Here is a 13,129-nt window from a genome sequence, read left to right as displayed (position 1 = left end):
CGATCATGTCCGCAGCCCCCGATACCGCCACCCCGCCAGCCGTCGCGCCCCGCCGGCTGCTGGTGGTCAACGGCAACACCACCGCCGACCTCACCGCCAGCCTGGCCGGCCAGGCCCGCGCCTTCCTGGGCGAGGCCGCCCAGGTCCACGCCGTCACGGTCGGATTCGGCCCCGCCTACATCGCCAGCCGGGCCGAGGCGGCCATCTCCGCCCACGCCGTGCTCGAAACCGTGGAACGCCAGTTCGCCCAGGCCGCGCAGCCGTTCCATGCCTGCGTGCTCGCCTGTTTCGGCGAACCCGGCATCGGCGCGGTGCGCGAGCGCGTGGACGTGCCCGTGGTGGGCATGGCCGAGGCCTCCATCATGAGCGCCATGCAGCGCGGCGACCGCTACGCCATCGTGACGGTGGGCCAGCGCTGGCCCGCCATGCTGCGCGAACAGATCCGCCAGCTGGGCGTGGAGGCGCGCTGCGCGGGCATCCTGGCCCTGCCGGGCCATGCCCTGGATTACGCGTCGCACACGCCGCAGTCGGCGCAGCGGGTCAGCCAGGCGCTGGACGCCGCGGTGGAGCAGGGCGCCGACGTGGTCATCGTGGCCGGCGCCGCGCTGGCCGGCTACCTGCCCGGCCTGCCGCGCCAGCCGCAAGTCCCCATTATCGACTCCTACCGCGCCGCGCTGGCGCAGGCGCTGGCCCTGGCGTCCCTGGAACGGAAGTAGAACCATGCAGAACGCCACCCTGTTTACCCGCGTCCGCCCCGCCGGCGGCGAGATGACTTCCGTGCTGGTGCGCGACGGCCGCATCCACGCCCTGGGCGGCCCCGCCCCGCAGGGCGTGCCCGTCGTCGATGGCGGCGGCGCGCTGCTGCTGCCCGGCCTGATCGACGCCCACGCGCACCTGGACAAGACCCTGTACGGCATGCCCTGGTACCGCAACGAGGTGGGCCCGCGCCTGATCGACCGCATCGAAAACGAACGCGCCGCAAGGCGCGAACTGGGCCTGGACCCCTGTCGCCAGGCCGCCCGCCAGATCGTGATGTCGATCGCCGACGGCACCAGCCACATCCGCTCGCACGTGGACGTGGACACCGACCTCGGGCTGGCCGCCATCGAAGGCGTGATGCGCGCCCGCGAGCAGTACCGCGATGCCATCGACGTGGAAATCGTCGCCTTCCCGCAAAGCGGCCTGCTGATCCGCCCCGGCACGCTGGAGCTCATGGACGAGGCGCTGCGCATGGGCGCCGAGGTGGTGGGCGGGCTGGACCCCGCAGGCCTGGACCGCGACCCCAAGGGCCATCTGGATGCGCTCTTCGGCCTGGCCGAAAGGCACGGCAAACCCATAGACATCCACCTGCACGAAGCCGCCGAACTCGGCGCCTTCACCATGCAACTGACCATAGACCGCGTGCTGGCGCTGGGCATGCAAGGCAAGGTCACGCTGTCGCACGCCTTCTGCCTGGGCATGCCCGACACCCAGGCCGTGCAGGCCCTGGCCAACGGCCTGCTGGAAGCCGGCATCCGCATCGTCACCACCGGCTCGGCCTCGCGCCCCGTCCCCAGCGTCGCCCGCCTGCACGCCGCCGGCGTCACGGTAGGCACCGGCAACGACGGCATGCGCGACACCTGGGGCCCCTACGGCAAGCCCGACATGCTGGAACGCGCCATGCTCCTGGGCCTGCGCAACAACTTCCGCCGCGACGACGAACTCGAACTGGCCCTGCACACCGCCACCTACGGCAACGCCCGCGTGATGGGGCTGAAAGACTACGGCCTGGCCCCGGGCTGCCACGCCGATTTCGTGCTGGTGGACGCCGAAACCGTACCCGAAGCCATCGTCGCCCGCCCACAACGCAAACTGGTCGTAAAGCGCGGCCAAATCGTCGCCCGAGACGGCCAGGCGCTAGCCAAGGCGCCGTAGACAAAAAGGCCGGCCCTAAAAAACAAGGCCGGCCAGAAAATCACTTTAGCGATTCAGGAAATCACGAGTGTGATTAAAGCCATCACTTGGCGTACACCAGATCCCGTAAGCCCAGCGACAGCCCCGGCCAGTAAGTAATCACGAGCAGGCAGACCACCACCACCCCCACGAACGGAATCAACGGCTTGATCAACCGTTCGAGAGGCAGCTTGGCCACCGCGCACGCCGCAAACAGATTCACCCCGAACGGCGGGGTAATCATCCCCAGCGCCAGGTTCACCACCATGATCACCCCGAAGTGCACCGGCTCCACCCCGAACTTCAGCGCCACCGGCAGCAAGAGCGGCGCCAGCACCACGATGGACGCCGAGGTCTCGATGAACATGCCGATCAGGAACAGCGCCGCATTCATGCCCATCAGGAACGTGAACTTGGTGTCGAAGATCTGCGCCAGCCACACGCCCAGCGCGTCCGGAATCCCGGCGCGGTTCAGCAGGAAGCTGAAGACGCCCGCATTGGCGATCACGAACATGATCACCGCCGTCGACACCACCGACTTGTGCAGCGTCTGCGACAACTGCCTGAAAGTCAGCCGGCGGTAGATGAACTTGCCCACCACCACCGCGTACATCACCGCCACCACCGACGCCTCCGTCGGCGTGAAGATCCCGCCGTAGATGCCGCCCAGGATGATGACCGGCATCAGCAGCGCCAGCCACGCGTTCTTGAACGCTGGCCAAAGCGGCAGGCGGCCTTCGCCGTCGCGCTTGCCCAGGCCGTTGCGCTTGGCGTAGAGCCACACGTAGAGCATCAGCGCCGCGCCGATCAGCACGCCCGGCATCACGCCCGCGATGAACAGCTCGCCGGTCGAGGTGTCGGTGGACACCGCGAACAGAATCATCGGAATCGACGGCGGAATGATCACGCCCAGCTCGGCCGCGCTGGCCTGCAGCGACGCGGCGAAGGGCGCGGGATAGCCGTGCCGGATCATGGCCGGAATCAGGATCGCGCCGACGGCGAAGGTGGTGGCCACGCTGGAGCCGGCCACGGCGGCGAAGATCATGCAGGTCAGCACGCAGGTGCAGGCCAGCCCGCCCTGGATGCCGCCCACCACGCTCTTGGCGAACTCCACCATGCGTTCGGAAATGCCGCCGGCTTCCATCAGGTTGCCGGCCAGGATGAAGAAGGGGATCGCGACGAGCGGGTACTTGTCCAGCGCGGCGAACAATTGCTGGGCCACCACCAGCCAGGGCAGGTTGGCGGCGCCGACTCCCGCCAGGCTGGCCAGGCCGATCGACACGGCGACCGGCACGGACAGCCCGAAGAAAATCAGCATCGAGACAATCATGAGTTGGGACATAACGGTATCTGCGCTTGTGTTCTATGGAGGGCTCAGCCTTGGGCGTCGTTGCGCACCGGCACGTCGTCTTCCTCGCCGGCGCACCAGCGGGCCAGCACGGCGATGGCGGCGAGCGTCGCGCCCACCGGAATGGCCAGGTAGATCCAGGAGATCGAAATGTCCAGGCTGGGTACGGTCTGGAAGCGCACGCGGTAGGTCATGTTGCCGCCGATCCAGGCCAGAAAGCCCAGGAAGCCGGCGCAGATCAGGCCGATGACCGCTTCGAGCGCGCGGCGGCGGGCGCCGCCCAGCATGTTGCGCAGCAGTTCCACGCTGATCATGGCGCCGTGGCGGAAGGCCAGCGCCACGCCCAGCAGCACGGTCCAGATCAGGAGGGCGCGGGTCAGCACCTCGCTCCAGTCGGCGGGCGATTGCAGCACGAAGCGGGCGATCACTTGATAGAAGGCGGCGGCCGCGGCGGCCACCAGCAGAAGTTGGGCGAAGACCGAGACCAGCTTGAACAGGCCGCGGTCGAGAGCGCGAAGCAAACGCATGATGTATCCCGTTGGCGAGGTACGCGAAGGGTGGGGGACGAAAAACGGCGGGACCGCGATCCCGCCGCCTGGGACGAAACGCCCCGGGTAGGGGCGGGTCCCGATCTTCCTACTGATTACTTGGTGTCGCGGATCGCTTCGATCAGCTTCTTGTCGAACTTCTTGTAGTACTCGGGGTAGGCCGGCTCGACGGCGGCGGCGAAGGCGGCGCGGTCGACCTCGCTGACCTGCATGCCTTCCTTCTTCAGCTGCTCCACGCCGGTCTTCTCGATGTTGTCGACGTAGGCGCGCATGGCCTGGGCCGATTCCTTGCCGGCGCGGTCGAAATTGGCCTTGTCGGCGGCCGACAGGCCTTCATAGACGTTGGCCGACATCAGCACCAGGGCCGGGCCGTACACGTGGCCGGTCAGCGACAGGTACTTCTGCATCTGCGACAGCTTGGCCGAGGTGATCACCGACAGCGGGTTCTCCTGGCCGTCGATGGTGCCCTGCTGCAGGGCGGTGGCCACTTCGGGCCAGGCCATGGGCGTGGGCAGGATGCCGATCTGGCGGAAGGCCGTGATGTGGATCGGGTTCTCGGTGGTGCGGATCTTCAGACCCTTGGCGTCGGCCGGGGTCTTGACCGGGCGCACGTTGTTGGTCAGGTGGCGAAAGCCCTGCTCGCCCCAGGCCAGGGCGATGATGCCGCGGCCGGGGAACTTTGCCAGCATGTCCTGGCCTATCTTGCTGTCGAGCACTTTACGGGCATGGTCCAGGTCGCGCAGCAGGAAGGGAATGTCGAAGACCCCGGTTTCGGGCACGAAATTCAGGGTGGCCCCCGTCGAAACGATGGCCAGGTCGATCGTGCCGATCTGCAGGCCTTCGATGACTTCGCGTTCGCCGCCCAGCGCGCTGTTGGCGAACTGCTGCACCTTGAACTTGCCGTTGGTGGACGCCTCGATGGACTTGGCCATGGCGTCGGCGCCGGCGCCGTAGTGCGACGACGTGGACAGCGCATAGGCCATCTTCAGGGTGGTCTGGGCCACGGAGGGCAGGGAGGTGGCGGCCGCGCAGGCGGCCAGAATCGTGGCGGCAAGCCAGGATTTACGCATAATCTTCTCCAGGGGTGAGACTTTGATCTTTGTATTTTGGGGGCGGCACAGCCTCCCGCCCCGGGATGATATCGGGATTCGGCCCCGATCTTGGCCGTTGGTTAACATTGCGGAATGATGGATTTCCCTGATATGTCGCGGGCCGGGCGCCCGGGTTTCTGGTCCACCCTGCGCCTGGGCGCCCGCATGATGATGCGCGACGCCCGGGCCGGCGAGCTGCGCCTGCTGGTGCTGGCGCTGGTCGTGGCGGTGGCCGCGGTGACCAGCGTGGGCTTCCTGGCAGACCGGGTCGGCCGCGCGCTGGAGCGCGACGCGGGGCAGATGCTGGGCGCCGACCTGGTGCTGGACGCCGACGAGCCGGTGCCGCCCGCCTTCCTGGAGGATGCCCGCGGGCGCGGCCTGGCGGTCTCCAGCACCTGGCAGTTCCCGTCCATGGTGGGCGCCGGCGACGGCGCGCAGCTGGCCGCGCTCAAGGCGGTCGAGCCGGGCTATCCGCTGCGCGGAGCGCTGCGGGTGGCCGATGCGCCGTTCGCGCCCGACGCGACCACGCGCGAGATCCCGCCCGAAGGCGCGGTGTGGGTCGACGCGCAGCTGCTGGCCCTGCTGGACCTGAAAGTGGGCGACAGCCTGAACGTGGGCGACGCCCGGCTGCGCGTGGACCGCGTGATCACCTATGAGCCCGACCGCGGCATGCAGTTCGTGAACGTGGCGCCGCGGGTGCTGCTGCGGGCCAGCGACCTGCCGGCCACCGGCCTGATCGCGCCGGGCAGCCGCATCGGCTATGCCTTGCTGGTCGCCGGCCAGCCCGACACCGTGGCCGGCTATTCGGCCTGGCTCAAGCAGAACCTCAAGCGCGGCCAGAAGCTGGCCACGCTGGAATCCGGCCGTCCGGAAGTGCGCCGCACGCTGGACCGGGCGCAGCGCTTCCTGTCGCTGGTGGCGCTCCTGGCGGTGCTGATCTCGGCGGTGGCCGTGGCGCTGGCGGCCGGGCGCTATATGGCGCGCCATCGCGACGGCGTGGCGGTGATGCGCTGCCTGGGCGCGCAGCAGTCGCAGGTCGCGCGCATGCTGACGCTGGAGTTCACCCTGGTGGGCCTGTTCTCGTCGGCGGCGGGCTGTCTGCTGGGCTTCGCGGTGCACCAGGTGCTGGTCGTGCTGCTGGGATCGCTGATCGACACGGCCTTGCCGGCGCCCTCGGCGATTCCGGCGCTGCAGGGGCTGTTGACCGGCCTGCTGCTGTTGCTGGGCTTCGCCTTGCCCGCGCTGGCCCAGTTGCGCCACGTGCCGCCGGCCCGCGTGCTGCGGCGCGACGCCGACGCGCTCAGCGCGCGCAGCGCCCTGGGCTACGTGCTCGGCGCCGCCGGCTTCGCGCTGCTGATCTGGTGGTTCGCCGGCGACGCCAAGCTGGGCGCGGTGGTGGCCGGGGGCTTTCTGGGCGCGTTCGCGGTGTTCGCGCTGGTGGCCTGGCTCTGCATCCTGGGCCTGGCGCGGGTGCGCCGGCTGGCCGCCGGCCTGCCGGCGCTGCGTTTCGCGCTGGCCGGAGTGGTGCGGCGGCGCGCCGCCACCATCACCCAGGTGTGCGCGCTGGCGGTGGGCCTGATGGCGCTCCTGCTCCTGACCATGACGCGCACCGACCTGATCCAGGGCTGGCAGCGGACCCTGCCGCCCGACGCGCCCAACCGCTTCCTGATCAACGTGCAGCCCGACCAGCGCCAGGCCGTGACGGACGCGCTCACGCGCGCGGGGCTGGGCCGCATCGCGCTGGCGCCCATGGTGCGCGGCCGGCTCATCGCCATCAACGGCAAGCCGGTCGGTCCGGACGACTACGAGGAACCGCGCGCCAAGCGGCTGGTGGACCGCGAGTTCAATCTTTCCTATGGCGAGACGCTGCCCGCGTCCAACCGGATCGAGGCCGGCCGCTGGCTGGCGCCCGGCTCGGCCGAGGTCTCGCTCGAATCCGGGCTGGCCAGGACGCTGGGCATCGCGCTGGGCGACAAGATGACCTTCGACGTGGCCGGCCAGCAGGTCGAAGTGGACGTCTCCAGCATCCGCCGGGTGGACTGGGATACGATGCGGGTGAATTTCTTCGCCATCCTGACCCCCGCCGCGCTGGCCGACATGCCCCAAAGCTGGATCACTTCTTTCTACCTGCCGCCCGAAAAGGCCTCGGTGCTGCCCGAGCTGGTGAAGGAATTCCCCAACCTGACGGTGTTCGACGTGGGCGCCATCCTGCAGCAATTGCAGTCCGTGCTGAACGAAGTGGGCCGCGCGGTGCAGCTGCTGTTCCTGTTCACGCTGGCCGCGGGCGTGCTGGTGCTGTCGGCGGCGCTGACCGCCACGCGCGACGAGCGCATGCGCGAGGCCGCGGTGCTGCGCGCGCTGGGCGCCACCCGCAGCCAGCTGGCGCGCTCGCAGCGCATCGAATTGTGGGCCGTGGGCGGCCTGGCCGGCCTGCTGGCGGCCGCCGGCGCCACGGCCATCGCTTGGGCTTTGTCAACCCAGGTATTCGATTTCACGATTACGCTTAGCCTCTGGCCGTGGCTGGCGGGCATCGTCGCGGGCATGCTCGGCGCCTGGGCGGGCGGCGCGCTTGCCCTGCGCGGCGTCCTGCGCACGCCGCCCCTGGTCACCCTCCGAGAAACCTGATGACGTCTTCCGTCCAATCCATTACCGAACCCGTGGAAAACTCTTCCCACAGCATTTTCGACCTGCTAGGCGGCGAGGCCGGCGTGCGCGCCCTCGTCGATCGTTTCTATGACCTGATGGACATGGAACCCGACCTGAAGGAACTGCGCGCCGCCCATGGCCCCAGCCTGGACAGCGCGCGCGACAAACTGTTCTGGTTTCTTTGCGGCTACTTCGGCGGCCCGGACCACTACATCGAGCGCTTCGGCCATCCGCGGCTGCGCGCCCGCCACCTGCCGTTCTCGATCGGCGAGGCCGAGCGCGATCAGTGGGTGACCTGCATCGGCCGCGCCATGCAGGACCGCGACATCGAGCCCGCCCTGGTGGACCGGCTGCTGCAGTCGTTCTACGGCGTGGCCGACTGGATGCGCAACCGTGAAGGCTGAGGCCGCCGCCCGCCGCCAGTCCTGGCCCGGCCCGCTGGCCGGCGCCATGCTGTCCGACGCCGCGCGCCTGCCGGACGCCGGTCCGGAGCTGTTCAACCCCGGCCATTACGGCGAACAGGCCCGCCCGGTCGACGCCGGCGGACGCCAGGCGGCCTGGTTCGTCCAGGGCCCGGGCTGGCAAGGCGTGCTGCGGCGCTACCGCCGCGGCGGCATGATCGCCCGCATCAGCCGCGACGCCTATCTGTGGAACGGCGAGGACCGCACCCGCAGTTTCCGCGAATTCCGCCTGCTGGCCGCCATGCGCGCCCAGGGCCTGGCGGTGCCGGCTCCGCTGGCCGCCGCGTATTGGCGGCAGGGCCCGATCTACCGCGCCGCCATCGTGGTCGAGCGCATACCCGGCGTGCGGCCGCTGGCCCAGGCGCTGGCCGAACCCCTCTGGCAGCCGGCGGCCGAGGCCATCGTGCGCATGCACCGGGCCGGCGTCTGGCACGCCGATCTCAACGCCTTCAACATCCTGGTGGGCAGCGACGGCCAGGTCTGGCTGATCGATTTCGATCGCGGCACGCAGGGCACGCTGTCGGAGCGGCAGCGCCAGGGCAACCTGGAGCGCCTGCGCCGCTCGCTGCGCAAAGTCGCGGGCGAGGACGGCGAACGCTTCTGGCTGCGCCTGCGCGACAGCTACTGGACCGCTTGGGGCGTGGGCATCCAGCCCTGAGGCCGCCGGGCCGATCCCCCGGCAAAGTTGGGCAGGCGATCGCTAAAAAGCTTTATCATTTCGCCTTTTAGGACTCCTGTCACATACACGGCATAACGCAAGGGGCTGGTAATGAAACTACGGGCGGGCATGCGCTGGGCGCTGGGAACGATGTTGGCTGCCGCGGCGACATCGGCGGCGGTCGCGCAGAACAAGGTCGTCAACGTCTACAACTGGGCCGAATACACGGCGCCGGACACGATTCCGGGTTTCGAAAAGGAAACCGGCATCAAGGTCCGCTATGACGTCTACGACAGCAACGACACCCTGCAGGCCAAGCTGCTGGCCGGCAAATCGGGCTATGACGTCGTTGTCCCGTCCACGCACTACGCCTCGCGCCAGATCGAGGCCGGCCTGTTCCAGAAGCTGGACAAGTCCAAGATCCCCAACTGGAAGAACCTCGACCCCGAGGTCATGGCGCTGGTCGCCTCGGTCGATCCGGGCAACGAGTACGCCATTCCGTGGGGCTACGGCACCAACGGCCTGGGCTACAACGTCACCAAGGTCAAGCAGATCATGGGCGACGGCGTCGACCTGGCCAGCTGGGACATGATCTTCAAGCCCGAGAATGCCGCCAAGCTGAAGGAATGCGGCATCTCCATGCTGGACGAGGCCGCCCAGGTGTTCCCCGCCGTGCTCAAGTACCTGGGCAAGGACCCCAACAGCACCAGCGCCGACGACTACAAGGCCGCGCTGGACGTGCTGATGAAGATCCGCCCGTACATCCGCCAGTTCAGCTCCTCGGGCTACATCGATGAGCTCGCCGTGGGCGACCTGTGCATGGTCTACGGCTTTTCCGGCGACGTGATGATCGCCCGCAAGCGCGCCCAGGAGGCCAAGAAGCCCTACGAAGTGAACTACTTCATTCCCAAGGGCGGCGCGCCGGCGTGGTTCGACCTGATGGTCATCCCCAAGGACGCCCCGCATCCCGAGGAAGCCCACGCGTTCATCAACTACATCGAAACGCCCAAGGTCCACGCCGCCATCACCAACACCATGTTCTACCCGAACGCCAACAAAGAGGCGCGGCAGTACGTGGTCAAGGACGTGGCCGAGAACCCCATGATCTACCCGCCGGCCGAGGTCTCCAAGACCCTCTACGTGATCAAGGCGCTGCCCTTGAACATCCAGCGCCTGCAAAACCGGATGTGGTCCGAGCTGAAGTCGGGAAGATAAGTCATCATGAGCGAAAGCCGTTACTCGGCGCAGCACTCGACCGATCCGGACGAGTTCGTCCGGATCTCCGATGTCGTAAAGATTTTCGGCGACGTGGTCGCCGTCCGTTCCGTCAACCTGTCGGTCAAGCGCAACGAGATCTTCGCCCTGCTGGGCAGCTCGGGCAGCGGCAAGTCCACGCTGCTGCGCATGCTGGCGGGCTTCGAAGAAGCCACCTCGGGCCAGATCCTGCTCGACGGCGAGGACATCACCCACGTGCCGCCGTACCGCCGGCCCGTGAACATGATGTTCCAGTCCTACGCGCTGTTCCCGCACATGACGGTCGAGGCCAACGTGGCCTTCGGCCTGAAGCAGGAAGGCGTGGACCGCGCCGAGATCCATGACCGCGTGTTCGAGGCCCTGGACCTGGTGCAGATGGCCGGCTATTCGCGCCGCAAGCCCAGCCAGCTTTCGGGCGGCCAGCAGCAGCGCGTGGCCTTGGCGCGCAGCCTGGTCAAGCGTCCCAAGCTGCTGCTGCTCGACGAGCCCATGTCGGCGCTGGACAAGCAGATCCGCCAGAAGACCCAGATCGAGCTGGTCAAGATCCTGGAGCAGGTCGGCGTGACCTGCATCATGGTCACCCACGACCAGGAAGAGGCCATGACCATGGCCCACCGCCTGGCCGTCATGACCGAAGGCCAGATCGTCCAGTGCGGCTCGCCCCAGGACGTCTACGCGTTTCCGAACTCGCGCTTCGTGGCCAGCTTCATCGGCTCGACCAATATGTTCACCGGCACCATCGTGGTCGACGAACCCGACCACGTCGCCATCGAGTGCGGCGAGCTGACCCGTCCGCTCTTCGTCAACCACGGCGTGAGCGAACCGCTGGGCATGGAGGTCCACGTCTCCATCCGCCCCGAGCGCCTGGTGGTCTCGCGCGAGCAGCCCGAAGGCGAATACAACTGGGCCCACGGCATGGTCAGCCACATGGCCTGGATGGGCAGCTACGCGCTCTATCAAATCCGCCTCGATTCGGGCAAGACGGTCGAGGCCAGCGTGCCCAGCCAGCTGCTCGCCCAGATGGACGCGCCCGGCATCGACGAAGAAATCTTCGTCAGCTGGGACGCGGACAGCGCGACGGTGCTGGCGTCATGATGCGCTTCTCGCCCCGCGACTGGCTGCCCTCGGGCCGCGCGCTGGCGGTAGTGCCGCCGTACGCCTGGCTGGTGCTGTTCCTGCTGGTGCCGTTCCTGCTGGTCTTCAAGATCAGCTTCGCCGAGCTGAAGTTCGGCATTCCGCCCTATACCTCGCTGGCGGAATTCAAGGACGAGGCGGTGCAGTTCAGCCTGCACCTGCGCGGCTACATCCTGCTGTTCACCGACAGCCTGTACTTCGCCACCTACCTGAACTCGGTCAAGATCGCCGCCGTCACCACGCTCATCTGCGTGCTGATCGGCTATCCCATCGCGTACTACATCGCGCGCTCCTCGCCGTCGGTGCGCAACCTGCTGCTGCTGGGCGTGATCCTGCCGTTCTGGACCTCGCTGCTGCTGCGCGTCTACGCCTGGGTGGGCATCCTGCGCAACGACGGCCTGCTCAACAACCTGCTGCAGGGCCTGGGCATCATCTCCAGCCCGCTCGAAATCTACCGCACCGACGTCGCGGTCTATATCGGCATGGTCTACGCCTATCTGCCGTTCTTCATCCTGCCGCTGTACGCCACGCTGGTGAAGATGGACCTGCGCCTGCTGGAAGCGGCCTATGACCTGGGCGCCAGGCCCTGGCAGGCGTTCTGGCAGATCACCGTGCCGCTGTCGCGCCAGGGCGTGATCGCCGGCGCCATGCTGGTGTTCATCCCGTCCGTCGGCGAATACGTGATCCCGGAAATGCTGGGCGGGGCCAACACGCTGATGATGGGCCGGGTCATGTGGAACGAGTTCTTCAACAACGCCGACTGGCCCATGGCCTCGGCCGTGACCTGCGTGATGGTGCTGCTGCTGCTCGTGCCGCTGGTGGTCTTCCAGTACAACCAGGTCAGGCAGCAGGAGCAGGCCGCCGGAGGCCGCAAATGAACGGACCCAACAAGACTTTGCGCGGCGTCGTGCTGGGGCTGGGGTACTTCTTCCTGTACGTGCCCATCATCAGCCTGATGGTGTTCTCGTTCAACGAGTCGCCCACCGTCACGTCCTGGACCGGGCTGTCGTTCCGCTGGTATGAGTCGCTCTTTAACGACGACGCGCTCTTGCGCGCGGCCTGGCTGTCTTTTCGCATCGCCGCCCTGACCGCCACCGCCGCCGTCATCATCGGCACCTGGGCCGGCTACGTGCTCGGGCGCATGGGGCGTTTCCGCGGTTTCGCGCTGTACGTGGGCATGCTGAGCGCGCCGCTCGTCATCCCCGAGGTGGTGCTGGGCATTTCGCTCTTGCTGATGTTCGTGGAGCTGCGCGGCACGCTGGGCTGGCCGGCCGAGAACGGCATGTTCACGATCTGGGTGGGCCACGTGACCCTGTGCATGGCCTTCGTGGCGGTCATCATCCAGACCCGCATCCGCGACCTGGACCGTTCGCTCGAAGAAGCCGCGCTGGACCTGGGCGCCACGCCCATCACCGTGTTCTTCCGGATCACGCTGCCGCTGATCGCGCCGGCGCTGGCCTCGGCCTGGCTGCTGTCCTTCACCCTGTCGCTGGACGACGTGGTGCTGGCTTCATTCCTGTCCGGCCCCAGCTCCAGCACGCTGCCCATGGAAGTCTTTTCGCGGGTGCGGCTGGGCCTCAAGCCCGAGATCAACGCGCTGGCCACCCTGTTCATCCTGGCGGTGGGCACCTGCGTGATCCTGGCCAACCGCATGCAATGGCGCAAGGAGTCCGAACCCAAATGAAGCAAACCACCCTGTATGGCCTGACCAAGTGCAGCACCTGCGTCAAGGCGCGCGACTGGCTGACCGAACACGGCGTAGAACACGAATTCGTGGACTACCGCGACCACCCCGTGCCCGCCGCCACCCTCAAGGCCTGGGCCGGCAAGGTCGGCGGATGGGAAAAGCTGGTCAACCGCGCTTCCATGACCTGGCGCAATCTGCCCGAAGCGCGCAAGACGGCGCACACCGACGCGCAATGGAGCGAACTGATCGCGGACTTCCCGGCGCTGGTGCGCCGGCCGGTCACGGTCACGCCGGACGGCGAGGTCAGCGTTGGCTTCAGCGAAAAGCGCTACGGCGAACGCTTCGCCTGAGGCGGCCGGCTCAGGCGCGG

13 protein-coding genes are annotated in these 13,129 nt (G+C 67.9%); 10 read left to right on the top strand and 3 right to left on the bottom strand.

The window, feature by feature from the left end; translation table 11 throughout:
- The first annotated feature begins 5 nt into the window (after nucleotides 1-5).
- Together AC1M14_RS18350 and AC1M14_RS18345 are read left to right on the top strand one after the other, a co-directional pair.
- Nucleotides 6-716 (top strand): aspartate/glutamate racemase family protein, encoded by a 711-nt coding sequence (locus tag AC1M14_RS18350; RefSeq protein ID WP_479730215.1) that lies wholly within the window; start codon nucleotides 6-8, stop codon nucleotides 714-716.
- A 4-nt stretch (nucleotides 717-720) separates the two neighbouring features.
- Nucleotides 721-1,914 carry an amidohydrolase family protein gene (locus AC1M14_RS18345; RefSeq protein ID WP_479730214.1) on the top strand — a complete coding sequence of 398 codons (1,194 nt, stop codon included), beginning with the start codon at nucleotides 721-723 and terminating at the stop codon, nucleotides 1,912-1,914.
- An 82-nt stretch (nucleotides 1,915-1,996) separates the two neighbouring features.
- Here the strand turns inward: AC1M14_RS18345 and AC1M14_RS18340 are convergent, their stop codons facing one another.
- The 3 genes from AC1M14_RS18340 to AC1M14_RS18330 all read right to left on the bottom strand — a co-directional run bounded on the left by AC1M14_RS18340 (nucleotide 1,997) and on the right by AC1M14_RS18330 (nucleotide 4,898).
- Nucleotides 1,997-3,274, bottom strand: coding sequence for a TRAP transporter large permease (locus tag AC1M14_RS18340; RefSeq protein WP_102774610.1), 1,278 nt, complete (start codon nucleotides 3,272-3,274; stop codon nucleotides 1,997-1,999).
- A 32-nt stretch (nucleotides 3,275-3,306) separates the two neighbouring features.
- Complete coding sequence (locus tag AC1M14_RS18335) at nucleotides 3,307-3,807, bottom strand: TRAP transporter small permease (RefSeq protein ID WP_102774609.1); 501 nt, start codon at nucleotides 3,805-3,807, stop codon at nucleotides 3,307-3,309.
- Nucleotides 3,808-3,923: 116 nt separating this feature from the next.
- On the bottom strand, nucleotides 3,924-4,898 hold the full coding sequence (locus tag AC1M14_RS18330; protein WP_111827054.1) for a TRAP transporter substrate-binding protein: 975 nt from the start codon (nucleotides 4,896-4,898) through the stop codon (nucleotides 3,924-3,926).
- Between the two features lie 114 nt (nucleotides 4,899-5,012).
- Here AC1M14_RS18330 and AC1M14_RS18325 point away from each other — a divergent pair, with 114 nt between their 5' ends.
- The 8 genes from AC1M14_RS18325 to AC1M14_RS18290 all read left to right on the top strand — a co-directional run bounded on the left by AC1M14_RS18325 (nucleotide 5,013) and on the right by AC1M14_RS18290 (nucleotide 13,109).
- Nucleotides 5,013-7,544 (top strand): ABC transporter permease, encoded by a 2,532-nt coding sequence (locus AC1M14_RS18325; RefSeq protein ID WP_479730213.1) that lies wholly within the window; start codon nucleotides 5,013-5,015, stop codon nucleotides 7,542-7,544.
- A complete protein-coding gene (locus tag AC1M14_RS18320) occupies nucleotides 7,544-7,969 on the top strand; it encodes a group II truncated hemoglobin (protein ID WP_168202307.1) in 426 nt (141 codons plus the stop codon). The genes AC1M14_RS18325 and AC1M14_RS18320 overlap by 1 nt, the downstream gene beginning before the upstream one ends.
- Nucleotides 7,959-8,684, top strand: a complete 726-nt coding sequence (locus AC1M14_RS18315; RefSeq protein ID WP_479730212.1) for a 3-deoxy-D-manno-octulosonic acid kinase — start codon at nucleotides 7,959-7,961, stop codon at nucleotides 8,682-8,684. The genes AC1M14_RS18320 and AC1M14_RS18315 overlap by 11 nt, the downstream gene beginning before the upstream one ends.
- A gap of 111 nt (nucleotides 8,685-8,795) precedes the next feature.
- A complete protein-coding gene (locus tag AC1M14_RS18310) occupies nucleotides 8,796-9,899 on the top strand; it encodes a polyamine ABC transporter substrate-binding protein (RefSeq protein WP_102774605.1) in 1,104 nt (367 codons plus the stop codon).
- Nucleotides 9,900-9,905: 6 nt separating this feature from the next.
- Entirely contained in the window at nucleotides 9,906-11,033 is a 1,128-nt protein-coding gene (locus AC1M14_RS18305) for an ABC transporter ATP-binding protein (RefSeq protein WP_102774604.1), read from the top strand.
- Complete coding sequence (locus AC1M14_RS18300) at nucleotides 11,030-11,950, top strand: ABC transporter permease subunit (RefSeq protein ID WP_102774603.1); 921 nt, start codon at nucleotides 11,030-11,032, stop codon at nucleotides 11,948-11,950. The genes AC1M14_RS18305 and AC1M14_RS18300 overlap by 4 nt, the downstream gene beginning before the upstream one ends.
- Entirely contained in the window at nucleotides 11,947-12,756 is an 810-nt protein-coding gene (locus AC1M14_RS18295; RefSeq protein ID WP_102774602.1) for an ABC transporter permease subunit, read from the top strand. Before AC1M14_RS18300 ends, AC1M14_RS18295 begins: the two co-directional genes overlap by 4 nt.
- Complete coding sequence (locus AC1M14_RS18290) at nucleotides 12,753-13,109, top strand: arsenate reductase (protein ID WP_102774601.1); 357 nt, start codon at nucleotides 12,753-12,755, stop codon at nucleotides 13,107-13,109. The genes AC1M14_RS18295 and AC1M14_RS18290 overlap by 4 nt, the downstream gene beginning before the upstream one ends.
- The last annotated feature ends 20 nt before the right edge of the window (nucleotides 13,110-13,129 follow it).

It is taken from the genome of Achromobacter sp. SX5, assembly GCF_056711425.1.
Note: the sequence above shows the minus strand (reverse complement) of the source record. Positions and strands in the feature narration are given on the sequence as shown.

Excerpts from the sequence above, each read along its gene's own strand:
- AC1M14_RS18350 (WP_479730215.1), top strand. The coding sequence starts at position 6 with ATGTCCGCAGCCCCCGATACCGCCACCCCGCCAGCCGTCGCGCCCCGC.
- AC1M14_RS18345 (WP_479730214.1), top strand. The coding sequence starts at position 721 with ATGCAGAACGCCACCCTGTTTACCCGCGTCCGCCCCGCCGGCGGCGAG.
- AC1M14_RS18340 (WP_102774610.1), bottom strand. The coding sequence starts at position 3,274 with ATGTCCCAACTCATGATTGTCTCGATGCTGATTTTCTTCGGGCTGTCC.
- AC1M14_RS18335 (WP_102774609.1), bottom strand. The coding sequence starts at position 3,807 with ATGCGTTTGCTTCGCGCTCTCGACCGCGGCCTGTTCAAGCTGGTCTCG.
- AC1M14_RS18330 (WP_111827054.1), bottom strand. The coding sequence starts at position 4,898 with ATGCGTAAATCCTGGCTTGCCGCCACGATTCTGGCCGCCTGCGCGGCC.
- AC1M14_RS18325 (WP_479730213.1), top strand. The coding sequence starts at position 5,013 with ATGATGGATTTCCCTGATATGTCGCGGGCCGGGCGCCCGGGTTTCTGG.
- AC1M14_RS18320 (WP_168202307.1), top strand. The coding sequence starts at position 7,544 with ATGACGTCTTCCGTCCAATCCATTACCGAACCCGTGGAAAACTCTTCC.
- AC1M14_RS18310 (WP_102774605.1), top strand. The coding sequence starts at position 8,796 with ATGAAACTACGGGCGGGCATGCGCTGGGCGCTGGGAACGATGTTGGCT.
- AC1M14_RS18305 (WP_102774604.1), top strand. The coding sequence starts at position 9,906 with ATGAGCGAAAGCCGTTACTCGGCGCAGCACTCGACCGATCCGGACGAG.
- AC1M14_RS18300 (WP_102774603.1), top strand. The coding sequence starts at position 11,030 with ATGATGCGCTTCTCGCCCCGCGACTGGCTGCCCTCGGGCCGCGCGCTG.
- AC1M14_RS18295 (WP_102774602.1), top strand. The coding sequence starts at position 11,947 with ATGAACGGACCCAACAAGACTTTGCGCGGCGTCGTGCTGGGGCTGGGG.
- AC1M14_RS18290 (WP_102774601.1), top strand. The coding sequence starts at position 12,753 with ATGAAGCAAACCACCCTGTATGGCCTGACCAAGTGCAGCACCTGCGTC.